General features: G+C 44.6%; 24 protein-coding genes. 13 read left to right on the forward strand and 11 right to left on the reverse strand.

Features of this window, described 5'->3' with window-relative positions; genetic code table 11:
* Positions 1–4: 4 nt before the first annotated feature.
* Positions 5–1,513, forward strand: coding sequence for a 4-alpha-glucanotransferase (malQ, locus tag MIC7126_RS0101945; RefSeq protein WP_017651433.1), 1,509 nt, complete (start codon positions 5–7; stop codon positions 1,511–1,513).
* Between the two features lie 92 nt (positions 1,514–1,605).
* On the opposite strand, the gene MIC7126_RS0101950 is transcribed toward malQ, so the two are convergent.
* A complete protein-coding gene (locus MIC7126_RS0101950) occupies positions 1,606–2,400 on the reverse strand; it encodes a helix-turn-helix domain-containing protein (protein WP_017651434.1) in 795 nt (264 codons plus the stop codon).
* Positions 2,375–3,190, reverse strand: a complete 816-nt coding sequence (locus MIC7126_RS0101955; RefSeq protein WP_017651435.1) for a pseudouridine synthase — start codon at positions 3,188–3,190, stop codon at positions 2,375–2,377. Before MIC7126_RS0101955 ends, MIC7126_RS0101950 begins: the two co-directional genes overlap by 26 nt.
* 136 nt (positions 3,191–3,326) lie before the next feature.
* On the opposite strand from MIC7126_RS0101955, the gene MIC7126_RS0101960 reads away from it, so the two are divergent.
* Entirely contained in the window at positions 3,327–4,040 is a 714-nt protein-coding gene (locus tag MIC7126_RS0101960) for an LmeA family phospholipid-binding protein (RefSeq protein ID WP_017651436.1), read from the forward strand.
* Here MIC7126_RS0101960 and MIC7126_RS31750 read toward each other — a convergent pair.
* The 4 genes from MIC7126_RS31750 to cbiT form a co-directional block, all read right to left on the reverse strand.
* Positions 4,037–4,549, reverse strand: coding sequence for a hypothetical protein (locus MIC7126_RS31750; protein ID WP_161606832.1), 513 nt, complete (start codon positions 4,547–4,549; stop codon positions 4,037–4,039). The genes MIC7126_RS0101960 and MIC7126_RS31750 overlap by 4 nt on opposite strands.
* Positions 4,473–4,652, reverse strand: coding sequence for a hypothetical protein (locus tag MIC7126_RS31755; protein ID WP_085987008.1), 180 nt, complete (start codon positions 4,650–4,652; stop codon positions 4,473–4,475). Before MIC7126_RS31755 ends, MIC7126_RS31750 begins: the two co-directional genes overlap by 77 nt.
* Positions 4,653–4,709: 57 nt before the next feature.
* Positions 4,710–5,597, reverse strand: a complete 888-nt coding sequence (locus MIC7126_RS0101970; protein ID WP_017651438.1) for a phosphatidate cytidylyltransferase — start codon at positions 5,595–5,597, stop codon at positions 4,710–4,712.
* A 71-nt stretch (positions 5,598–5,668) separates the two neighbouring features.
* Positions 5,669–6,271: a precorrin-6Y C5,15-methyltransferase subunit CbiT gene (gene cbiT / locus MIC7126_RS0101975; protein ID WP_017651439.1), complete on the reverse strand. Its 603-nt coding sequence runs from the start codon at positions 6,269–6,271 to the stop codon at positions 5,669–5,671.
* 96 nt (positions 6,272–6,367) lie between these two features.
* Between cbiT and MIC7126_RS0101980 the strand changes: the two genes are divergently transcribed.
* The 3 genes from MIC7126_RS0101980 (at position 6,368) to hetR (ending at position 12,311) form a co-directional block, all read left to right on the forward strand.
* The gene (locus MIC7126_RS0101980; RefSeq protein WP_017651440.1) at positions 6,368–7,762 is read left to right on the forward strand and encodes a serine/threonine protein kinase; all 1,395 of its coding nucleotides are present in this window, start codon (positions 6,368–6,370) and stop codon (positions 7,760–7,762) included.
* Positions 7,763–8,180: 418 nt separating this feature from the next.
* Positions 8,181–10,433, forward strand: a complete 2,253-nt coding sequence (locus tag MIC7126_RS0101985) for an EamA family transporter (RefSeq protein WP_017651442.1) — start codon at positions 8,181–8,183, stop codon at positions 10,431–10,433.
* Positions 10,434–11,411: 978 nt separating this feature from the next.
* Positions 11,412–12,311 (forward strand): heterocyst differentiation master regulator HetR, encoded by a 900-nt coding sequence (hetR, locus tag MIC7126_RS0101990; RefSeq protein WP_017651443.1) that lies wholly within the window; start codon positions 11,412–11,414, stop codon positions 12,309–12,311.
* A gap of 130 nt (positions 12,312–12,441) precedes the next feature.
* Here the strand turns inward: hetR and MIC7126_RS0101995 are convergent, their stop codons facing one another.
* Complete coding sequence (locus MIC7126_RS0101995) at positions 12,442–13,074, reverse strand: hypothetical protein (RefSeq protein ID WP_017651444.1); 633 nt, start codon at positions 13,072–13,074, stop codon at positions 12,442–12,444.
* A 257-nt stretch (positions 13,075–13,331) separates the two neighbouring features.
* On the opposite strand from MIC7126_RS0101995, the gene rpsD reads away from it, so the two are divergent.
* Positions 13,332–13,940, forward strand: a complete 609-nt coding sequence (rpsD, locus tag MIC7126_RS0102000) for a 30S ribosomal protein S4 (protein ID WP_017651445.1) — start codon at positions 13,332–13,334, stop codon at positions 13,938–13,940.
* Between the two features lie 55 nt (positions 13,941–13,995).
* Here the strand turns inward: rpsD and moaA are convergent, their stop codons facing one another.
* The 3 genes from moaA to MIC7126_RS0102015 all read right to left on the reverse strand — a co-directional run bounded on the left by moaA (position 13,996) and on the right by MIC7126_RS0102015 (position 15,379).
* Complete coding sequence (gene moaA, locus MIC7126_RS0102005) at positions 13,996–14,982, reverse strand: GTP 3',8-cyclase MoaA (RefSeq protein WP_017651446.1); 987 nt, start codon at positions 14,980–14,982, stop codon at positions 13,996–13,998.
* Positions 14,983–15,006: 24 nt separating this feature from the next.
* Positions 15,007–15,156, reverse strand: a complete 150-nt coding sequence (locus MIC7126_RS0102010; RefSeq protein WP_154655804.1) for a hypothetical protein — start codon at positions 15,154–15,156, stop codon at positions 15,007–15,009.
* A 97-nt stretch (positions 15,157–15,253) separates the two neighbouring features.
* Positions 15,254–15,379 carry a photosystem II protein Y gene (locus MIC7126_RS0102015; protein ID WP_017651448.1) on the reverse strand — a complete coding sequence of 42 codons (126 nt, stop codon included), beginning with the start codon at positions 15,377–15,379 and terminating at the stop codon, positions 15,254–15,256.
* Between the two features lie 107 nt (positions 15,380–15,486).
* Between MIC7126_RS0102015 and MIC7126_RS31760 the strand changes: the two genes are divergently transcribed.
* Together MIC7126_RS31760 and MIC7126_RS31765 are read left to right on the forward strand one after the other, a co-directional pair.
* Complete coding sequence (locus MIC7126_RS31760) at positions 15,487–15,672, forward strand: hypothetical protein (RefSeq protein ID WP_238553592.1); 186 nt, start codon at positions 15,487–15,489, stop codon at positions 15,670–15,672.
* Positions 15,587–15,802, forward strand: coding sequence for a hypothetical protein (locus tag MIC7126_RS31765; RefSeq protein WP_154655805.1), 216 nt, complete (start codon positions 15,587–15,589; stop codon positions 15,800–15,802). The genes MIC7126_RS31760 and MIC7126_RS31765 overlap by 86 nt, the downstream gene beginning before the upstream one ends.
* On the opposite strand, the gene MIC7126_RS0102025 is transcribed toward MIC7126_RS31765, so the two are convergent.
* Entirely contained in the window at positions 15,792–16,316 is a 525-nt protein-coding gene (locus MIC7126_RS0102025; protein ID WP_017651450.1) for a gamma carbonic anhydrase family protein, read from the reverse strand. The two genes, MIC7126_RS31765 and MIC7126_RS0102025, sit on opposite strands and share 11 nt — an antisense overlap.
* A 226-nt stretch (positions 16,317–16,542) precedes the next feature.
* Here MIC7126_RS0102025 and MIC7126_RS0102030 point away from each other — a divergent pair, with 226 nt between their 5' ends.
* The 5 genes from MIC7126_RS0102030 (at position 16,543) to map (ending at position 22,160) form a co-directional block, all read left to right on the forward strand.
* Positions 16,543–17,052 (forward strand): TIGR02652 family protein, encoded by a 510-nt coding sequence (locus MIC7126_RS0102030; protein WP_017651451.1) that lies wholly within the window; start codon positions 16,543–16,545, stop codon positions 17,050–17,052.
* 94 nt (positions 17,053–17,146) lie between these two features.
* Positions 17,147–17,581 (forward strand): VOC family protein, encoded by a 435-nt coding sequence (locus MIC7126_RS0102035; protein WP_017651452.1) that lies wholly within the window; start codon positions 17,147–17,149, stop codon positions 17,579–17,581.
* Positions 17,582–17,739: 158 nt separating this feature from the next.
* Positions 17,740–20,562 carry a M16 family metallopeptidase gene (locus MIC7126_RS0102040; RefSeq protein WP_017651453.1) on the forward strand — a complete coding sequence of 941 codons (2,823 nt, stop codon included), beginning with the start codon at positions 17,740–17,742 and terminating at the stop codon, positions 20,560–20,562.
* Positions 20,563–20,673: 111 nt separating this feature from the next.
* Entirely contained in the window at positions 20,674–21,159 is a 486-nt protein-coding gene (locus tag MIC7126_RS0102045; RefSeq protein WP_017651454.1) for a cupredoxin domain-containing protein, read from the forward strand.
* A 173-nt stretch (positions 21,160–21,332) separates the two neighbouring features.
* Positions 21,333–22,160 (forward strand): type I methionyl aminopeptidase, encoded by an 828-nt coding sequence (gene map / locus MIC7126_RS0102050; protein WP_017651455.1) that lies wholly within the window; start codon positions 21,333–21,335, stop codon positions 22,158–22,160.
* The last annotated feature ends 44 nt before the right edge of the window (positions 22,161–22,204 follow it).

The raw sequence follows: 22,204 nt of genomic DNA on the forward strand, positions 1-22,204 counted from the left end.
ATATATGCCTTTTCCCAGATCCAGCGGCATTTTGCTGCATCCGACATCTTTTCCCAGCCGATTTGGCATTGGGGACTTAGGTTTAGAAGCTTATCGCTTTATTGATTTTCTCAAAGAAAGCTACCAACAGTATTGGCAAGTTTTACCTTTAGGCCCTACAGGTTATGGTAACTCCCCTTACATGTCCTACTCAGCAATGGCCGGTAATCCTTTGCTGATTAGCCCAGAAAAATTGCTGGATGAGGGTTTGCTAGTTGCGGAAGATTTAGCTAATTTACCAGCATTCCCTGCCGAAAAGGTGGATTTTGGGCAGGTTGTGCCTTTGAAAATCGATTTACTCAAAAAAGCCTGCGAAAATTTTAAGGTAAAGGCAACACCAATTCAGCAAAAGGGTTTTGCTGGTTTTTGTGACACCAAAGCCTACTGGCTAGATGATTATGCCCTGTTTATGGCGCTCAAAGACACTCAAGACGGTGCTAGCTGGCACACTTGGGAACCAGAAATCGCCAACCGATCGCCAGAAGCATTAGATCGGGTACAACGCCAGCTAACAGGGGAAATTTTCTACTATAAATTCACCCAATATGAATTTTTCCGGCAATGGTCGGAACTCAAAAGCTACGCGAACATGCGGGGTGTAGATATCATCGGTGATATCCCCATTTATGTAGCTCATGATAGCGCCGATGTGTGGGCAAATCCAGAGATTTTTTGTCTAGATGAAGAGACGGGAGCAGCCGCACAAATGGCGGGTGTGCCACCAGATTACTTTAGCGCCACCGGTCAACTGTGGGGAAACCCGGTTTATAACTGGGAAGAATTACAAAACCAAGACTTTAAGTGGTGGGTGCAGCGGTTTGAAGCCATGCTAGATTATGTCGATATTATCCGCATTGATCATTTCCGCGGCTTTGAAGCTTATTGGTCTGTACCGCAAGGTGAAGAAACCGCTGTCAATGGGGAATGGGTAGAAGCGCCTGGAGATGCTTTTTTTGAAGTAATTAGGCACAAATTGGGCAGTTTACCGATTATGGCTGAAGATTTAGGGGTGATTACGCCGGGAGTGGAAGCATTACGAGATAAGTTTGAATTTCCGGGGATGAAAATTTTGCAATTTGCTTTCGGTTCTGATCCTGGGAATCCATTTTTACCGTTCAATTACTGCAGAAATGCTGTAGTATATACAGGCACTCATGATAATGATACGACTATCGGCTGGTTTAATACAGCTAGTGATTGGGAGAAGCGCAATCTAGAATTATATTTGGGTTGTATTAGTCCTCAAGGTGTGCATTGGGATTTGATTCGACTGGCTTTGAGTGCGATCGCTAATCAGGCGATTATTCCCTTACAAGATATTTTGGGATTAGGAAACGAGGCGCGAATGAATTTTCCTAGCACTGCTGAGGGTAATTGGGAGTGGCGCTATTATCCAGAAGCTTTGAGAGATGAATTTAGCGATCGCCTCAAACATCTCACCACGCTTTTTGGACGCGCGCCCCAGACCAAATGAAGATTAGGGCCAATGAGGGGGACAAAAATCAATCAGTAAAAATTGATCATTAGTATCCCTCATGCCCCTCACCCCCTAATTTTTTTCCCTTGTTAAAATCTAGGCTTGGCAGCAATCTTAATTTCCTCAGCTTTTCCCAGTTCTCCCATGGGCTTTGCTTGTTCCTGGTTGACGCTCATCAGCACACCGCCAGCATTATTAGTCTTCACAGTCAACTGCTCTTGCGCTTGCCAAGTGCGACGACTACCCTGTGGGAGAGTACCTTCAAACTGAGTTTTACCGTCAGCGATGACGCGAATCCAGGATGACTCTTCTACAGTCACGCCAATTTTTACTGGCTGTCCGGCTTGTGTCGGTTTGGCAGCTGTAGGTTGTTGCAGATAATTGGCTGATAGGGGTTTCTCAAAAGACTCAGTTACTTGTCTTGGCTTAGTCCTGCCATCATTCGCTTGTAGCCCAGAATTATTGAGCATCTGGGACAAGCTAGTTACAGAGCATACTATGACAAATATGTAAAGTAAGTAGAGATGAATAGGACGTAGTTGACTGATGGGTTTAGTTTCTAAGGTCAGTGGGCTGTTAACTCGCACACCAGTAATTGGAAAACTACTAGCAAACTCTGTTCCCTTGAATCCTAGTGCATCGGCAAACTGTCTGATCAAGCCCTGAATATAAATTGGTTCTGGCAGATCATCTAAATTACCTTCTTCAATGGCCTGCAACAGCCGTCTGGGAATCCTGGTCAAGGCCACCACTTCCTCTAAGGATAAACCCTGTTCTTGGCGAGATGCCCAAAGTTGAGCACCCAATTCTGCTAACTTTTCAGCGCGTTGTTGCTCTATTGACAGTTTTGGCTGTTGATCATCCTTCCTTCTTGGCCACTTCATGCTTTGTTACACTCCTTAACTCAGCTGAATCTTTAATAGGTATGTGCTTGATCTGCTCTTGCAAAAAGCAAATCTCATCGTCTGACAGGGAACGATATTGACCCTCTTGTAAGCAGGGTTCATCGGGCTTTTCTAATTGAATCGAACCTATGGCAGTCCGATGCAGTTTGATCACGGGATATCCTAACTGTTGGGCTAAACGGCGAATCTGGCGATTTCGTCCCTCCTTTAAAACAATTTCTAAACAGCTGTGGGCGGCGGAATTTTCGATGAAGCGGACTTCCGCCGGACGAGTTTTTCTCCCTTCGAGCATCACGCCCCGACGCCACGCCTGTAGCACTTTTTCTGGGGGGTGTCCCTTGACTAAAACGCGGTAAGTCTTGGGTATGCTGTGGCGGGGATGGGTAAGACCAAATGTTAGGTTGCCGTCGTTTGTGAGTATTAATGCTCCTGTAGAATCGGCGTCTAGTCGCCCTACTGGGTGAATTCCTAAACCGTCCCGTAATTGTAGCGGTAATAAATCCAGGACTGTAGTTCTTCCCTGGGGGTCGTCGCAAGTGGAAACCACACCAGCGGGTTTGTGTAGTAGAAGATAAGTCAGATGCGGTCGTTGCGCGGCAGATACTGGCTGGCCATCAATGGTGATACTGTCGGTTTTGGGGTCAACCTTTTGACCCAAATGCGCCAAGATACCATTGACCCGCACACGCTTTTGCCTAATCATTTCTTCGGCTTCACGTCGTGAGGCTACACCCTGTTGAGCTAGGACTTTTTGTAATCGTGCCTCCATGTCGAATGTGCTTTTTCTTCCACTAGCATTTAAATCATAGTATTTGCACTTTGTAGTTAATAGCCTTAAATGTTACATTTAAAAGCTATTTAGTGTCAGCTGTTGGTTGAGTTTACAACTGTAAATCGAGGGTGAGATGTCAGAGCCAAATTCAGAACCAAAAAATACTGGCAAAGTGCGAGTTATTACGACTATGCTCACCACAGCCTTAAAGTTATGGCTGAGAGCACAAGTTAGCCAAGTATCTGAGTTGGCTGTGGAGATGCAAGCGAGCGATCGCCAAATCCTCTCTGGGCGGGTTCCTCAGGTATCGATTTTCGCTACTGGTGCTGTTTATCGAGGTCTTCATATCGGACAAATTCAATTATTGGCAGAAAAAATTCACATTAATATCGGTTCTGTGCTCAAGGGACAACCACTCCGACTGTTAGAAACAGTACCCGTGGTTGGTGAGCTAATTGTTGAAGAACAGGATCTGAATAACTCCCTTTCTTCTGGTTTATTAGCGACTGCTTTGAAAGATGTACTGGTTAAACTTTTACCAGAATGCAGCTCAAAAACCAAGTCAATTACTTGGACAAAAATTATCCTAAGCAATAATCAAATTATACTGCGGGGTGCTTCGGTGACAGAAACTGAATCGTCACCAGTAGAGCTTTCCACGGGTTTGGCACTGTTGAGTGGTCACGAGCTACAACTGGAAAACATCCGCATAGCCTACAACACGATGGCTCCATCTGGAGGTAATCATCATTACAGTTTTGATCTCGGTTCAGAGGTTGATATCCAAGAACTGACCTTGATCCCAGGTAGACTAATCTGTCGCGGACGGATTAACGTTAACCCCTAATGATTAAAAATCAAAAACTGAAAATGCTCGCTCTTTATTTTAAATAATATCTCTGGGGCGTGGGGTGGTGGGGAGTGTGGGGAGTGTGGGGAGTGTGGGGAGTGTGGGGAGTGTGGGGAGTGTGGGGAGTGTGGGGTGATGGGGTGATGGGGTGATGGGGTGATGGGGTGATGGGGAGTGTGGGGTGATGGGGAGTGTGGGGAGTGTGGGGAGTGTGGGGTGATGGGGTGATGGGGTGATGGGGAGTGTGGGGTGATGGGGAGTGTGGGGATTAAAGTTTGAGCCTTTGAGCCTGAAGCGTCAGCCTTTGAGCCTGAAGCGTCAGCCTTTGAGCCTGAAGCGTCAGCCTTTGAGCCTGAAGCGTCAGCCTTTGAGCCTGAAGCGTCAGCCTTTGAACCTGAAACTTGGATTTCAGAACTCAAAACATCCTCCTCAGAACCCAAAGCTTCCCACACTTCCCACACTTCCCACACTTCCCACACTCCCCACACTCCCCACACTCCCCACACTCCCCACACTCCCCACACTCCCCACACTCCCCACACTCCCCACACTCCCCACACTCCCCACACTCCCCACCTCCCACACCACCCCACCACCCCACCACCCCACCACCCCACCTCCCACACCACCCCACCTCCCACACTCCCCAATCCGTAGACAAGCAATCTAATCTGTAATTAAAGGCAATAAGAGTGTGACAAAGTAGTAGACCAACGGAGCTGTAAAAATATAACTATCAGTACGATCCAAAATGCCGCCATGACCGGGAATCAATTGTCCAGAGTCTTTTACCCCGGCGTCACGCTTGAGCATGGATTCTATCAAATCGCCGAGTAGGCTAGCAATGCCAATCAATAAACCCAAAGCCGCGCCTGTGTAGAGAGGTTTGGGCAAGTTGAGGTAATACGCTCCCGCTAAACCTACAGCAATGCTAGCACTCACACCAAAGACAGCACCTTCAACGGTTTTTTTAGGGCTGATATCTGACAAACGAGTTTTTCCGAAGAATTTACCGATGGTGTAAGCACCAATATCAGCTGCCCAAATGCCTAAGAAAGTCAGTATGGTGAGAGTTAGACCTTGTGGTAGAGAAGCGAAATTACTTTGGTCAAAAATATCTTTCCAGGCTACAGGCCAGTAACCGCCTAAAGGTAAATTGCTCTTGGCGAGACTATCAAGCGATCGCAATCGCACCCAGTAACTGGATAAATATCCTACATAAAACAACCCCATAATTGAAGCGGAAATATCGGCAATGGTTGCCATTTTGGGTTGAAATAGCAGGTAGAAACAAATAAATGTCCCGGCTATAGGCATTACTGCATCAGCTAAATTGCCATCGAGAGTGCATGTAGCTAGTAACACTTGGCTGGCAAATATGGTGGTTTTGGCAGCGGGAGCGATACCTCTAGCGCGCACCAAATTAAAATATTCCTGTTGTCCTAAAAAGACAACAACTGCAACCATGATGGTAAAGTACCAACCCCCTAAGAGGGTGGAAACTAAAGCAAGGGCGATCGCTACAATTGAGCTAATAATCCGGGACCAAGGCATAAGAGTAAGTATGAGGTATTAAAGTATGAAGGATGAAGACTGGTTGAGCCTTCATCCTTCAGCCTGCAGATTTAGTCTAGTTTCTCACCACTGAGGATAAAAATGGGATCGACAGCGACAAAGGTTTGAGAAAAGCCGCGCATTTCTAGCCGATTAACCGCAGATTGGACTACCTCAATATTGCGAGCTCTCAACAATGAAAAGCTTTGAGAAATAGCATATAGACTCTCTAAATTCGCAGCCGTGGCTACAACTCTACCTGTGGGTGGGAGATAATCCCACACAGCTTGCAAAATTTCTTGGATAGGGCGCCCACCCTCAATACAAACGCGGTGAGGCATAGTTTTCAGGCTCTGCAAACAATCAGGGGCGTTACCTTCAATCACTTCGACGTTTTTCACCTCAAAGCGATCGCAGTTGCGCCGGATCAAGTTAGCTACTTCTTCATCTCTTTCCACTGCAATAATCTGTCCATTTGGACACAGCATTCCCACTTCTACAGGAATTGTACCTGTCCCAGCCCCAATATCCCACAACACTGAGTCTGGTTGGAGTCGTAGTTGAGAAATTAATAACAGCCTAACTTCTCGCTGGCTTAAGGGAATTCCCGGTAAGTGCTCGAATAATTCATCAGGAATCCCAGGGGTAATATAAGGCCAAAGTTCGCAGGGCATAGAGTTTGGTAATTATACTAAAGATAGCAGCTTGCTTAATTATGGCGAGCTATCAGTTATGAAAACCTTGTCAACGTAGCGTTATGAGTAACTCGCATGACTGGGGAAGTTTTAGTTAACCGCTACGAAATTCAGCAGCAGTTGGGCAAAAAAGCAGGGCGACGGACGCTTTTAGCCTGTGACTTGCAAACACACGAACTAGTAGTTATTAAGCTGCTCTCTTTCGGTAGTGACTTTGAATGGGATTCCTTGAAGCTATTTGAGCGGGAAGCAGAAACTTTAAAATCTTTGTCACATTCTTGTATTCCCCGCTATTTGGATTATTTTGAAGTCAATTCGCCTACCCTCAACGGATTTGCTTTAGTACAGAGTTATATCCCAGCCCAAACCCTAGAGCAATACTTACAAAATGGACGGACTTTTACAGAAATTGAAATCAAACAAATAGCTCAAGCTGTTTTAGAAATTCTCGCTTATTTGCATGGATTACATCCGCCTGTGATTCACCGCGATCTTAAGCCCAGCAATATTTTATTAGGGGAGCGCTCTGGAAATAATATCGGTCAAGTTTTTCTGGTGGATTTTGGTGCAGTCCAAACTGTCCTGGCTACAGAAGGTGCAACAAGGACTGTGGTAGGTACCTATGGTTATATGCCGCCGGAGCAATTTGGTGGGCGTACAGTTCCCGCTTCTGACTTATACAGTTTGGGTGCAACTTTAATTTACTTGGTGACGGGAATTCATCCAGCAGATTTACCGCAAAAAGACTTCCGCATTCAGTTTGAGCATCTTGCTGATGTCAGCCCCAGTTTCCGCAATTGGCTACAGCGAATGGTTGAACCCAACCTAGAGCGGCGTTTGCATTCTGCAGTGGCGGCGCTGTCAGCCTTGGAGCAATCACCGTTACCCAACATTGCGACTTTAACTACTAGCAAACCAGCCGAAAGCCAAATTCAACTCACCAAAAGCAGCGATGATCTAGAAATTTTGATTCCCTCCCCTGGTTTTCAACCATCGCTGATCTTCTTGGGTTTATTTGCGATCGCTTGGAATTCATTTATCCTCTTTTGGACAATTGGCGCCCTCTCAGCCCCTTTCCCTGTCAATCTCCCCTTTGCTTTGTTTTCTCTGCCTTTTTGGGGTGCTGGCGGTTTTATGTTGTACGGTTTTTTGTTCAATATATTGGGTCGTACTCGTCTGTATGTAGATCGTCAGCAAATTGACCTTACCTATGAGCTATTGGGATTCAAATTCCGTCGTTTTCATCCATCACCTAGACCAAATATCACTAAGCTAGTTTACATCCCACAACATTTCACGAAAGATGCTGAAGACAACCGCACTCAGGTGTCAGCACAATTAGATATTTGGGTAGGAGTCAAAAAATATCAACTAGGTGGTACAGATCATGGCATTAAATCTGACCTAGAACTGGAATGGTTAGCTCATGAATTAAGCGATTGGTTGAATCTACCCATTCACAGAGAATAGCGATCGCGCCTAGACTTGGAGCCGATGGCTATTTTCGCTAAAATGTTGTCGAGGGGAATGCAAAACTTTGTGGTTTTGACAGCTAGACAAAACTCTCAATTATTAAAAAATTACTGTTGCCACCAAAATAATACGTATTCATTAAGAGTGAGATTTTTGTCCGGAAAAATCTTGCTTAATAGTTGATTCAACTAAGGCTGACAGAATGTTGGTCTGGAATGCTGACTCTAAAGCAGTTACTGGGTATTGAGTACAACCACACGCTTTGCCAACCTGCATTCAGCATGACAGAATGACGATGATATGCGTAAGTCCTGTTGAAATTTTTAATTTATCTGACAAAATACAAGAAATTAGTATGAACGTTAAATTATACGGGAAGCAGCTTTATCGTCAAGGTGTTAGAGGTTAGAAGCTAATGGGGCGATTCGAGAAGCAACCAGACAACCCGCGAGTCAGAGGTGATCTATCCAGATCCGCAGAAAATGCCCTCTGGGCCGTTGTTGAGGATTTAGAAAATCTTCAGCAACATGTGATTAGGTCGATGCAGGAAGAAATTAAACGGCTACAGACAGAAAAGAACCGTTTAACTGACGACATTCAAAAGCTGGTTGAAGAAAAAGAACAACTACAACAGGTGCGCCAAATCACCGAGCAGCAAGTGTTGATCCGTCAGCTAGCCGAAGCTTTAGCCAAGCACATATCTTCCCAACTCCAATCTTCATTGACAACCTTAGCGACAAAGGCTGCACAACAGGAATCCTCTCAAGTTAGTAGCCTCCCTGGCGGTGTCAACAATGAGAATGTAGAAAAACTGCTCAATACCTTGGATGACACCCTCACCATTACCTTCAGCTCGCTGCAGCAAGAACTGAAAAACTATCAAAGTAATCTTTCCCAACAGTTGTCTCGAATGCACAATCAACAACAACAAGGGGAAGAAATAATAGCAGAGATCGTCAATCGCTTGCAAGGTCTAGAAAAAACAACCGAAGAAACTTTACTCAAAGCGGTTAACATCTCACCACCAACCGTCTTACAAGCCCCTGAAGCAGCGGTAGTAAACATCTCGCCACCTACGGTATTGCAAGTTGTTGAGCTACAACAAAACAAATCTTCAGAAACCAACGCAAATTTTTCTGAGATAAATAACAATTCCATCGAGCCAGTTTCTGTGATTTCGCCAGAGTTATCACAAAGCGAAGCCGACTGGGAACCAACGCCACAAATCCCGCCACTACCCCCAGTCAAAGCTGACGACACCGAGCCAATTTCTGTGATTTCACCAGAGTTATCACAAAGCGAAGCCAACTGGGAACCAACGCCACAAATCTCGCCACTACCCCCAGTCAAAGCTGACGACACCGAGCCAATTTCTGTGATTTCACCAGAGTTATCACAAAACGAAGCTAATTTTGCACCGACAGCCCCAGCAGCAGATATCCCCCCACTTCCCCCAGTCAAAGCTAGCGAAGTTGACTGGGAATCAACCGGACAAATTCCTCCTCTACCCCCAGTCAAAACTGAGGACATCGAGCCAATTTCTTTGATTTCGCCAGACTCCACAAAGGAAACTAGATCAACACCGATTGAGCGATCGCGCCAGCAAAATTCTACTCCCTCAACACCAAAATTACCTTCTTCTTCGGGCTTATCACCGATCCAGATCGGTTTCTTGCTGATTGTCTTTTCAACGGTAGTATCATCGCTGTATAACGTAGCCATCAAGGTAATTTTTCATCAAGGTTCAGAAATCCTGGGATTGGTAGCGGTGGAGCGCTTGCTTGTACCGACTTTAGGCAATACCTTGTTAATCTTAATGTTACGTTTGTTGGTGGTTGTACCGCTAATGGTCTTGATGGCTCCCATCATGCATCCACGAGTGTGGCAAGATATCCAAAATATTTTTGACGCTTTGAGAAAAAATTCTACTCGCGCTCATGCAGCGACGAAAAGAGTTTTTCAGTTGTCGATCGCCAGTGGCTGCTTTTTGTTTTTATCTCAGGTACTAGTTTATCTGGCTATCGGTCAAATTCCTACAGGAATGGCGATCGCTCTTTTCTTTGTTTATCCCCTGATTAGCGGATTCCTGTCATGGTTCCTGTTCCGCGATCGTCCTACCCTCTTGGGTGCTGTGGCCATCGGTTCTCTATTCTGCGGTGAGTTACTGGTTTTGGGTGGTTCGGCTCTAGGTAATGTTTCCCTGGGTAGCAGCACAGCTATCGTCTCAGGCGTAGCTTTCGCTATTTACGTAATTTTAACCAGAGCATGTGCTAGTAAATTGCATCCCGTCACCTTTACTCTCATTAATTTTGCTACCATGTTGCTCCTCAGCTTCATCGGTTTAATGATCCCACTCCCATCGGAATTCAGCTTAGTACTTGATCCTTCTAAGGTGTTGGAAATTGTTTTAAGCGCTTTTATTTTGGGCGTACTCACCCTCTGCGGTTACGTATTCAATCATCTTGGAATTCTCAAACTAGGTGCAACACGTTCCGCAATTATCGGAGCTAGTGTCCCAATTTTAACCGTGATTTTTGCTGGCGTGATTATTCAAGAAAACTTGGAGATTCTCCAAATTTTTGGAGTGCTCTTAGTAACTTTCGGTGCAGGAGCATTTGGCTTTGAAAAAATGCGAAAATTGGCAAATTCTACCAATTATCCCAATTAAGAGCACAGTTTATCTGTACACATGAAATACTTTTTGTTGTATAGAAGTTGCTTTCGCTTCATTTCTATGTTGTGACCGACTGAAAATGATCTGAGTACACAATACTAGCCCCTAACCCCTAACCCCTAACCCCCTTTATTTAATCCCCGCAAGTAATATTTCAACTTCCTTGGTTTAGAGTACTTTTACTGAATTAAAAGTAAAAATTAATTTTGATTTTTTGAAAAAATATTTTACTTAATGATTTGATGACATGATGCTACTAGATGAGTGTATACAAAACTCGTAAACAAATGCTAATATCAGGAACAATATTAGAAAAAATAACAGGCATTTTGAACTGGAAATTATCCGTGTTATTAAATGTGTGTAATTCCTCTAAGTGCAAGCTGTCTCAACTACTAAGGTATTGCTGGAAGTGTTGAGCAGTGTAGCAAATAACAAACCATCATCGTGGCTGTTTGAGTTCATCACAACACCCTTTCTATCATTTCTAGACTTCTGGGAAAAACTCAAAACTCACCAAAAGTCTAGAAAAACAATCTGGAGGAGATATTTTCCATTAACTGCACCTGCTGATATGGGTGATCTGCTCCAGCTAGTAGAAACTCTTAATTCAGTGAGAACACCGTTATCATTGATACCGATACAAGAGTAAAACTTTGATATAGCTATTAGACTTGATCAGTTAATTTAAGGAAGCCACTGAATTTTACCCTGAGGTACAAAGCAGTCCCAGAGTAAAGCTTACATATGCTAGAAAGACTGAAGTTAGACGCTAATTCAACTCTAGCAATGGTAATATCTATGGTTCTGTACCAAAACTTAGGTGGAATTCACAATACTTGACTACCAAGAGTCTTATAGTTAGAGCATAATAAATAATCTGAAGTGAAGACATAGCCTTCAGTCAGGTGTATACTACTTACTTCCCTTTGACTAATAACTGTGTAAACGTGCTATTCAACTGTCTGTAATATGAGTAACGACATAGATCTGATCAAACGTCTTGGCCCCAGCGCGATGGATCAGATCATGCTTTATCTGGCTTTCAGTGCCATGCGGACCAGTGGGCACAGGCATGGGGCATTTCTAGATGCAGCAGCCACGGCGGCCAAGTGTGCGATTTATATGACCTATTTAGAGCAGGGACAAAACCTGCGAATGACAGGGCATTTACATCACCTAGAGCCAAAGCGGGTAAAAATCATTGTAGAGGAAGTCAGACAAGCGCTGACTGAGGGCAAACTGTTGAAGATGCTGGGTTCCCAAGAACCACGGTATTTGATACAACTGCCTTATGTGTGGATAGAGAAATATCCTTGGCGTCCGGGGCGATCCCGCATTCCGGGGACAAGCCTAACCAGTGAAGAAAAAAGGCAAATTGAACAGAAATTGCCTAACAATTTACCTGATGCTCAACTGACCACCTCGTTTGAGTTTCTGGAATTAATTGAATTTCTGCACAAGCGATCGCAAGAAGATATGCCACTCCAGCACCAAATGCCTTTGAGCGAAGCTTTGGCAGAGCACATCAAGCGCCGCCTACTTTACTCAGGGACAGTGGCACGCATCGATTCTCCTTGGGGAATGCCTTTCTATGCACTTACCCGTCCCTTTTATGCCCCAGCCGACGATCAAGAGCGCACTTACATCATGGTAGAAGATACCGCCCGGTATTTTCGGATGATGAAAGATTGGGCAGAAAAGCGACCGAATGCGATGCGGGTTTTGGAAGAACTGGACATCCCACCAGAGCGATTTGAGCAAGCGATGGCAGAGTTAGATGAGGTAATCCGCGCCTGGGCAGATAAATATCATCAAGACGATGGCATTCCCATGCTGCTACAAATGGTGTTTGGTAAAAAAGAAGACTAATATGCTCGCCATCACTTAACCTAGTTTGCAGTAATTTTAACTAGCTTTTAGTGCCTAGAATCCACTGCCGAGTGGATTCACATCATGGCACTGCCAGGGTAGCCCATGAGCTAAAGTCTTCTCAACTAGTTTATCTACTATTTGGTGGCGCTACTATTGGGTCTGTAGCCGGAACACTGATGAATCCCGCAGGTTTGATAATTGGCGGTGTAGACCCAGACGTCAAGCCGCTAACTCTGTCGCTAGCATCGATACAAGTATCTAAAGCCCTAATCGGCGCCAAGTCTTTGACTTCACTACGCAAACCCACTACACATTGAGCAAAGCGCACGGGTAACAAACTGCGACCGCAATAACTCAAAGCTGAGGGATTAACTGCCCCTTGAGTATTCAAACTAATATTAACTACACAAGTAGCCAACTCTTCCGGGCGTCTAACTAATCTACAACCAGCAAGAGCCTCTGTAGCAGCGATTTTAGCTTCCTGGCTAATTTTCACCACACAAGTAGACAATTCTCTGGGACGTAATGCTTTAGCACAGGCCGATAAGGCTGCATCTGGAGTGACACCCACCTTGATAATTTGACCAGCACAGGCACGATAATCATTGTTGCTGTAGGAGGCGGTGAGAGCTACACCAGGGACAATTGTTAATAACCACCCAGTAATAGCTAAAACTGGTGCTGTCAACCGAACTGCTTGAGAATTTAATACTTTGTGAGCAGAATAGTGATTTCCGCTGACTTTTTTACTTAGAACCATTGCCATTCTCCAAACATCCAAAGTTATGCTAGCTTACAATGTGCCATACACAACCGTATTCCTACAAATTTTCCTGCGGGAACCAGAGCGACTCAATAAAGAAGAAAACGTTTGCACAGATGGATATAATAGAGGTTTATGTACTAAAGTAGGTAATTGGTTTCATACAAACCGAAGATTTTCCTGACTTTTAGTCGAGGGAATGCCAAAATAGTATGTCTACGTAAAGTTTAAACAGGATTAGATTAAGGAAACTCATGTCCCGATACAGAGGGCCACGCCTCAGAATTGCACGTCGCTTGGGCGACTTACCAGGGTTAACCCGGAAAAGCGCCAGACGCGCTTACCCCCCTGGTCAGCACGGTCAGAACCGCAAGAAGCGCTCTGAATATGCTATCCGTCTTGAAGAAAAGCAAAAGCTCCGCTTCAACTACGGTCTGACTGAAAAGCAATTGCTCCGGTATGTGCGGAAAGCCAGACGAATTACGGGTTCTACCGGACAAGTGCTGCTGCAATTGTTAGAAATGCGCTTGGATAATACTGTTTTTCGCTTGGGTCTTGCTCCCACAATTCCCGCAGCGCGTCAACTGGTAAACCACGGTCACATAACTGTGAAAGGTCGTGTAGTGAATATCGCTAGCTACCAGTGTCGTCCTGGTGAGGAAATTGCTGTTAGGGATAAGGAAGCATCTCGCAAGTTGGTAGAAAACAACTTACAGTATCCTGGTTTAGCTAACCTCCCCAGTCATTTAGAGTTTGACAAAGCTAAGTTAGTTGGTAAAGTCAACAGCGTGATTGAACGGGAATGGGTGGCGCTACAAGTTAACGAACTGCTTGTGGTGGAATACTACTCACGCCAAGCTTAATTTTTTATTTTTGGTCATTGTCCTTAGTCCGTCGTATTTCACAAGTGACAGATGACTAACCCCCAATTTGCGACATGGTACGAGTGTATGCGGCTGTCGTACCAGAGTCGCGCTCTTTAAAATTAATTTCTGGTTTGATTTCCAAAAGTTCCCTGACCTGCTCTTGCAATTGAGTAGTAATAACACCATGACGCAGAGCAGTTTTCAGGTCAATTTGTCCGGTTTCATTTAATAAACAAGGACGCAACCAACCGTCTGCATTTAAACGCATCCGATTACAGCGATCGCAAAAGCACTCCGACATCTGACTAATAAATCCTAGCGTCCCCTGCGCGCCCGGAATTTTCAACACCTCAGCAGGCCCGTTACCACGTATTTGTGATTCTGTCAATCCCCAGTGATCGCTTATTTGTCGTCGTAATTCAGCAGAAGATACCCAACCGCGATCGCCAAATAATCGTAAGTTACCAATAGGCATAAACTCAATAAATCTGACATGCCAATGCTTGTCAATGGTCAAAGCAGCCAAATCTAAAACCTCGTGGTCGTTAACCCCAGGAATCACCACCACATTTAACTTCAGCGGGTCAAAACCCACATGATAAGCAGCTTGGATCCCATTCCAGACATCTTGCCAACGCGATCGCCCACGATTACCGATAATGAGATCAAAGGTGTCAGCATCGAGAGAGTCGAGGCTAATATTGATTCGGCGCAAACCAGCATCATAAAGATTTTGCGCCACGGGAGCGAGTAAAAACCCATTGGTAGTCATCGACAAGTCTTGAGTTTGGGGAAAAGCAGCAATTTTGCTGACTAAATCTACCACACCGGGACGTAGCAGCGGTTCCCCACCGGTCAGACGAAAGCGGGTAAAGCCCACCGGGATGAAAACCTCTTGAATTAGGGTGAGGAGTTCATCATCAGTCAATAACTGTTGCTTGAGGATATAGTCAAGCTCCGTACCTTGGGGCATACAATATTGACAGCGGAAATTACAGCGATCAATGAGACTAATGCGGAGATAATCTACCTGGTTCATGAAAAGCAAAAAATGAGCTTTTTGTCAAGTTATGAGAGCGATCGTCACAAATAAAGTTAATTCACGCTCCTCTAGGCTAGCGTGCATTAGGTATATTTGCGAAAAAAAGAAGGCGTCGGGTAAGATGCGATCGCCTAATTTCCCGGCCAGTACTTTTTGCGCGTACTCTCTCATAACCCTCATCACAAAAGACAAAAACCAAAGTACTCTAAAACCGACTGTCCCCATAAAAAGAAGCAGCCGGTTTGAAAGCGTTTATTTTAAGCGCAATTTAGGCTTGTCTATTTAAGAAGTTTTGCACTTGTTGCAAAGCTGCAGCACCGATGTTAAAAGCAGCCCAAGCAGCAGCAATAAGAACTGGTGCGAAAACGATAGCTATACGGAAATCGATGTCCATTTTTAGAACCCCTCTGTTAAATAAGTTAAAGTTTTGTCAACTGCTCTCACTTTTATTGTTAGCTGAAGTGGACAATTTTTCCAGACCTATGTGTAAAGAATAGTTAATTGGGTATTGGACACGGGATCAGAAGAAGTGTGGGAGGAGGGGGAAGTGTGGGAGGTGTGGGAGGAGGGGGAAGTGTGGGAGGTGTGGGAGGAGGGGGAAGTGTGGGAGGTGTGGGAGGTGTGGGAGGTGTGGGAGGAGGGGGAAGTGTGGGAGGTGTGGGAGGTGTGGGAGGAAGGAGAAGATAGCAAGCGTAAGCATAAATTCTTTTTTTCTCTCATCCCCCCATCTCCCCACACTCCCCACACTCCCCACACTCCCCACACTCTCCATCTCCCCATCTCCCCACACTCCCTCATCTTTATAATCACACGGTAAACCCGATATCCGTGCCCTTATCGGCGTGAACCAAGGCTAACTTTTGGTAACGTTCTGCGTGTGCGAGCAGTTCAGCGGCTTCGGGGGGGGTGATTTGGCGAAGGATTTTACCGGGAACGCCGACGACTAGAGACAATGGCGGTACGTCTTTGGTGACGACTGCGCCAGCGCCGATAATGCTACCAGCCCCTACCCTGACACCATCCAAAATTATGGCGCCGATACCGATTAAACAGCCTCGTTCAATATGAGCAGAATGGACTACCGCACGATGACCTACGGTAACATGGTCTTCTAAGATGGTAGGAAAACCGGGATCGCCGTGTAAAATAGCTCCATCTTGAATATTTGTGCATTCACCGATATCAATCCGCTCTACGTCGCCTCTGACTACGGCTCCATACCAGATGCTAGCACCGGCGGCGATGTTGACTGAACCGATGACAACTGCATTGGTGGCGATGAAGGCGGCTTGAGAAAAATCAGGAGATGACCAGTAAGAAGCAGTAGACACGATAGAATATGAATATGGTACCCAGGAACACTGGAGAAGCTCCAACTTTTCAGGCTGGTTGCAAGACTAGATTATCACAGGGTTATGGCTCTATGTAGAGCAGGACACTGATGAAAAAATTGACTACCACAAGTCAGAGCAGCTAACCGTAAGTTTTAGAGCCGAAGTGTAAAATGTAACCCACTGGTGCTGGCGAAGACAAAACTATGTTTCTATGCACTTCATGATGAATCCAGGCTTGCAGTACCCCATATTTGGCCCTGACATTCAGTGTCCCCACTGTCGCCAAACGATCCCGGCGCTGACACTGACGGACACTTATTTATGTCCTCGTCATGGGGCGTTTGAAGCGAATCCGAAAACTGGTGAATTAATCCATTTACAATCGGGGCGTCATTGGCGCAAGTGGAATAACGACTGGTATCGTCAACACACTCACCCTGACGGGATTCGATTTGAAATTCACGAGGCGCTGGATAAGTTGTATACCCAGGGCTATCGAGCTACACGGGTGATTATTGCGCGTCGCTATGAAGAATTGATGAGCGGCTATTTGGAACGGAGTACCCCTTGGCGTTCTGGACAACCTGAAGGTGCTGCGGCGCGACTTTATGGTTTACCTGTGGAGTTTAGCCCTGACTCAGCAGATGATCCTGCATGGGAAGTGATTAATTTTGACTTGGAAAAAGAGCCTGGTGTACCTGTACGCTATCCTTATTTCCGGTTATTTGAGTAGATGTCATTGGTCATTAGTCATTTGACAAAGGACTCATGACTAATGACAAAACGCCAAGTCTGGGCGATCAGCACTTTGGTACAAGGACACAATTATGCACCATGCTTCGATTCGGACTGCAAATATTCATCGAGCGATCGCATTTTATGAACTTTTGGGATTTACAGTCTGTGAACGCTTCACTACAGGCTACACCCTCGCTTGTTGGATGGAGGGATTAAACGGCAGAATTGAATTAATCCAAATTCCAGAACCAAAACCAGCTGCCGATGCATTTGCAGATGAACATTATGTGGGATACTATCATCTATCTTTCGATTTAACGAACGTTACCCCAGATTTGCCTGGTTATTTAGAAAACTTACAGGGTCGTTTGGCTGTAGCATCTCAAAGTCAACCAGAACAGTTTCAACCACTGCAGGTGCTGTTGTTACCAACACAGCAGCAAATAGGCGATCGCATTTTAGAAGTCGCTTTCATTGCAGACACTGACGGTTTACCGCTGGAGTTGATCCGGTTTATGGCTTAAGGTCATGTGCGGCTAAGATGCAGATTATTGATTATTTGAAGATTCATCACTTATATTCGCGTCTGTGCATGAGAGCAGAAAATATCGATGCTATTTGCCCAACTCCCTTTGATTAAACCAAATATGTCAAGGCATTTACATATATACTTTTAAAGTACATGTCCGTGTTTTCCGCTTTGCACCGATATCGGGTTCCATTGTTAGTGTTAAGTCTATGGGTGATGACGGTTTTTCTACTCAATGATCAACCTGTAGTCAGTCAAAACGCGATCGCTCCCCATGGTACATATTCTCAACCAACAGTGACAGCACAAAAACTCATTCCTTTAAATGTGACAGAGAACGTCAATAAAATCGTACTGGAAAATGGTCTAACTGTCCTGACCAAAGAAGTACATACTGCACCTGTGGTGACAGTACAGGTATGGTACAGGGTGGGTTCGCGCCACGAAGAACCCGGAACTAACGGGATTGCTCACCAGTTGGAACATATGATGTTTAAAGGCACTGAAATTCGTCCTGTGCAGTTTGGACGGTTATTCAGTGCTTTGGGTAGCGACTCTAATGCTTTCACTAGCTATGACCAAACAGCCTATTATAGTACAGCCGAACGAGATAAGCTCAAAGCTTTGCTGATGCTAGAAGCGGACAGAATGCAAAACTTGCAAATCGATGATCAGCAGCTAACAAGTGAAAAGCAGGTGGTAATTTCTGAACTCCAAGGTTATGAAAATAACCCAGAGTATCGCCTCAATACTACAGTGATGCGAGCTGCTTTTCCGGATCATGCTTATGGTTTACCGGTGGGTGGTACAAAATCAGATGTGGAAAAATTGCAAGCGCAACAGGTGCAAAAGTATTATCGCCGTTTCTATACCCCTGACAACGCAGTTTTAGTCATTGTTGGCGATTTTTCCACTGCTAAAACTCTTTCAACAGTTCAAGAAATATTTGGGAAAATACCAAAGGGTCAACAATCAAGACTCAACACTCAAGACTCACAAGTCAAAAATATGCCCGTCTCTTCATCTCCCATCATGCTCAAAGAACCAGGAGCGGGAGCCGCAATTCTACAAATAGTTTACCCCTTACCTGCCGTCAATCAACCAGATATCCCCGCGCTGGATGTGATGGATTACATTTTGACAGAAGGGAGAAATTCTCGTCTGTATCAAGATTTGGTAGAATCAGGGTTGGCGAATGAAATTGCCGCCCATGTGGCGAGTCTGCGAGAATCAGGCTGGTATGAACTGTTGGTGACGGCTGATCCGCATCAAAATCTGCAAAAACTTGAATCTGTATTCAATCAAGCGATCGCCAATTTGCTAAAATCAGGCGTCACACCAGAAGAATTAGATAGAGCCAAAGCACAGTTAGAAGCTTCTCTGATTTTGACTAACCGCGATATCACCAATCAAGCGATGCAATTGGGATATGATGAAACAAACGCAGGTGATTATCATTATCGAGAACGCTATTTAACCGCTATCCGTCAAGTGAAAGCTGCAGATGTCGTCGCTGTCACTCAAAAATATCTGCAAAAATCGGCTCGCGTCGTCGGTTGGTTGGAACCATCCCGCAAACAAGCCAAAAGTTTAACTAGTGACTCACGATCGCTACAAGTTACAGAATCTTTTTCCACAGGTACTCCCCTGAATCCAGAGGAATTGATCAAGTATTTACCTCCTGTAGAAGAGACGGTGGATGCGATCGCGCCAAATTTACCACAGCAATTTACACTGGAGAATGGTTTACAGGTTTTATTGCTAACGGACAAGAGTACCCCCACCGTCACCTTGAGTGGTTACATCAGAGCAGGTAGAGAATTTGATCCTGATGATCAAGCTGGGTTAGCGTCTTTTGTCGCCGATAACTTAGTCAATGGTACCAAAACCAAAGATGTCATAGCGATCGCTCAAGCTTTAGAAGCACGAGGCGCCAGTTTAGATTTTGAAGCTTACCGCGAAGGCGTGCGGATTGAAGGTGATACCTTAGCTTCAGATTTACCCATGCTTGTGCAGATATTAGCAGATGTAGTTAAAAATAGTACATTTCCGCAAAAAGAATTAGAACTCAATCGCCAACAAGCTTTGACTACTTTAAAAATGGAGTTGAAAGAGCCATCGGAAGTAGCAATCAGAACTTTTGTGCAGTCGATTTATCCGAAAAAACACCCGTTATATACCTTTCCCACAGTAGAAAGCTTGAAAAAGATTCGCCGTGAAAATGTAATTGCTTTCAAAAATCAACATTATCGCCCAAATACCACAGTACTAGCTTTGGTAGGGGATTTGCAACCAGAACAAGTGCGATCGCTCATTCAAGCCGAGTTTGGTAATTGGCAAGTTAGCGGTGAAGCACCCATATTAAAATATCCTCCAGTAGCCAAGCCCGAAAAACTCATATCTGTGAACTCAGTGCTACCCGGTAAAGCCCAAGCAGTGACTTACATGGGTTACACAGGTATTAACCGTTCAGATCATCGATTTTATGCTGCCTTAGTATTAAATCAGATTTTGGGAGGCGATACCCTCTCAAGTAGACTAGGAGCAGAAATCCGCGATCGCCTCGGTTTAACCTACGGAATTTATAGTAACTTCCAAGTTGGGAAGAATTTTGGCACATTTTTGATTGAAATGCAAACTAGTCCTGAAGATACAAATAAAGCGATCGCCAGCACCCGTCAATTACTTAAACAAATCCATCAACAAGGCGTCACCCCACCAGAAGTAGAAACAGCCAAACGCACCCTCATCAGTAATTACAACGTTTCCCTCGCCAATCCAGAGGAATTAACCAAAAGAATCTTGATGAATCAAGTCTACGGACTAAATACAGCCGAACTAAGTGCATTCACTGAAAAAATCCAGCAAATCACCCTTGCTCAAGTCAACCAAGCAGCGCGGGAATTGCTTCATCCCGACCAAATCGTCGTCGTCACAGCCGGGCCAGCAGTCTTAGCTAGACACAGTATTAAATAGATAATTGAGTAAGTAGTTTCCTTGAATTCTCGGTTCTAAATTTGTACGATTACCTTATTTAGAACTAAATTCATACAAATGAACATCTTCATTACAAAACTTAACAGTCACATGTCCCAAATTATGCATATCAAAGCTTTAGCTGCGCTCACAAAGCCGATATGCGTCCTCATTCTGATTTTGTTCTGCTTAACTATTAACACCACCCCCACCACAGCAGCCACATTCACCGGCGATTTGCTCAAACAACCAGCTTCGGAGGTGATAATCAGCTTAGGGACTTCCACCAACGAACTGAAATTTGAGCCGAGTCACCTAGAATTCTCAGCAGGTAAGCGCTACACACTGCGTCTCACCAATCCCAGCCAACTCAAGCACTACTTCACAGCTAAAGATTTTGCTGATGGTATCTGGACACAAAAAGTCCAAGCTGGGAAAGTAGAAATTAAAGGAGCCATCCATGAATTAGAGCTAAAACCAACTGCAGAAGCAGAATGGGTATTTGTACCACTCAAATCGGGAAAATACGCCTTACACTGTTCTATTCCTGGACATACACAAGCGGGTATGATTGGTGAAATCACCATTGCTAATTAACAAATTTCAGCACCGGATACATTCTCTGCACAAAAACAAAAAACTTTGCGTTGATAAATTCTCAAGAGTTTGAGGTGAAAAATAAGTTAATTTAAATAAAGATATAATTTCTCAACTAACCGTACTCAAAAATTCACCCTTAACATTTCAGCATCGATAAATTTTCAGATCTTATGAACATTTTCACTAACTTACTTTCTCAAACCATCCAACCAGCACCTGCTAAAAAACAACGGCGAGGTATTGAAATTAAATCGCCACGGGAAATAGAAATTATGCGCCAATCAGCAAAAATTGTCGCCACAGTTTTAAAAGAAATTTCCGTTTTAGTACAACCAGGAATGACCACAGCTGATTTGGATGCTTACGCAGAAAAACGCATCCGAGAAATGGACGCCACACCCAGTTTCAAAGGATATCACGGTTTCACAGGTTCTATTTGTTCTAGTATTAACAACGAAGTAGTACACGGTATTCCAAGTCCGAAAAAAGTAATTCGGACTGGTGATGTTTTAAAAGTAGATACAGGAGCTTATTATCAAGGCTTTCATGGCGATTCCTGCATCACAATTGCTGTGGGTGAAGTGACACCAGCCGCTGCTAAACTAATTCGAGTAGCCGAAGAAGCTCTTTATAAAGGTATTGAACAAGTTAAAGCTGGAGCATACCTGCTGGATTTAGCCGGCGCCATCGAAGACCATGTAAAAGCAAATGGTTTTAGCGTAGTTGAAGAATTCACAGGACATGGAGTAGGTCGTAACCTCCATGAAGAACCCTCAGTATTTAACTTTCGCACAAGAGAAATGCCAAATGTTAAACTACGCCCAGGGATGACATTAGCAATTGAGCCAATAGTCAACGCTGGTTCTAGACATACCCGGACATTAGCAGATCGGTGGACAGCTGTAACTGTAGATAACTCACTTTCAGCCCAGTTTGAGCATACAGTATTAGTGACAGAAACTGGTTATGAAATTTTGAGCGATCGCTCCCAAGTTTAAACTCCTCAATTCTCTCATCAAATGTTGTCGGAGCACGGCATCAA

Origin of the sequence: Fortiea contorta PCC 7126 (assembly GCF_000332295.1) — a bacterium.
GTDB lineage: Bacteria > Cyanobacteriota > Cyanobacteriia > Cyanobacteriales > Nostocaceae > Fortiea > Fortiea contorta.

Bases quoted from the DNA above. Each gene is read 5' to 3' on its own strand.
- malQ (WP_017651433.1), top strand. From the start codon at position 5: ATGCCTTTTCCCAGATCCAGCGGCATTTTGCTGCATCCGACATCTTTT.
- MIC7126_RS0101950 (WP_017651434.1), bottom strand. From the start codon at position 2,400: ATGAAGTGGCCAAGAAGGAAGGATGATCAACAGCCAAAACTGTCAATA.
- MIC7126_RS0101955 (WP_017651435.1), bottom strand. From the start codon at position 3,190: ATGGAGGCACGATTACAAAAAGTCCTAGCTCAACAGGGTGTAGCCTCA.
- MIC7126_RS0101960 (WP_017651436.1), top strand. From the start codon at position 3,327: ATGTCAGAGCCAAATTCAGAACCAAAAAATACTGGCAAAGTGCGAGTT.
- MIC7126_RS0101970 (WP_017651438.1), bottom strand. From the start codon at position 5,597: ATGCCTTGGTCCCGGATTATTAGCTCAATTGTAGCGATCGCCCTTGCT.
- cbiT (WP_017651439.1), bottom strand. From the start codon at position 6,271: ATGCCCTGCGAACTTTGGCCTTATATTACCCCTGGGATTCCTGATGAA.
- MIC7126_RS0101980 (WP_017651440.1), top strand. From the start codon at position 6,368: ATGACTGGGGAAGTTTTAGTTAACCGCTACGAAATTCAGCAGCAGTTG.
- MIC7126_RS0101985 (WP_017651442.1), top strand. From the start codon at position 8,181: ATGGGGCGATTCGAGAAGCAACCAGACAACCCGCGAGTCAGAGGTGAT.
- hetR (WP_017651443.1), top strand. From the start codon at position 11,412: ATGAGTAACGACATAGATCTGATCAAACGTCTTGGCCCCAGCGCGATG.
- MIC7126_RS0101995 (WP_017651444.1), bottom strand. From the start codon at position 13,074: ATGGTTCTAAGTAAAAAAGTCAGCGGAAATCACTATTCTGCTCACAAA.
- rpsD (WP_017651445.1), top strand. From the start codon at position 13,332: ATGTCCCGATACAGAGGGCCACGCCTCAGAATTGCACGTCGCTTGGGC.
- moaA (WP_017651446.1), bottom strand. From the start codon at position 14,982: ATGAACCAGGTAGATTATCTCCGCATTAGTCTCATTGATCGCTGTAAT.
- MIC7126_RS0102010 (WP_154655804.1), bottom strand. From the start codon at position 15,156: ATGAGAGAGTACGCGCAAAAAGTACTGGCCGGGAAATTAGGCGATCGC.
- MIC7126_RS0102015 (WP_017651448.1), bottom strand. From the start codon at position 15,379: ATGGACATCGATTTCCGTATAGCTATCGTTTTCGCACCAGTTCTTATT.
- MIC7126_RS0102030 (WP_017651451.1), top strand. From the start codon at position 16,543: ATGAATCCAGGCTTGCAGTACCCCATATTTGGCCCTGACATTCAGTGT.
- MIC7126_RS0102035 (WP_017651452.1), top strand. From the start codon at position 17,147: ATGCACCATGCTTCGATTCGGACTGCAAATATTCATCGAGCGATCGCA.
- MIC7126_RS0102040 (WP_017651453.1), top strand. From the start codon at position 17,740: ATGTCCGTGTTTTCCGCTTTGCACCGATATCGGGTTCCATTGTTAGTG.
- MIC7126_RS0102045 (WP_017651454.1), top strand. From the start codon at position 20,674: ATGTCCCAAATTATGCATATCAAAGCTTTAGCTGCGCTCACAAAGCCG.
- map (WP_017651455.1), top strand. From the start codon at position 21,333: ATGAACATTTTCACTAACTTACTTTCTCAAACCATCCAACCAGCACCT.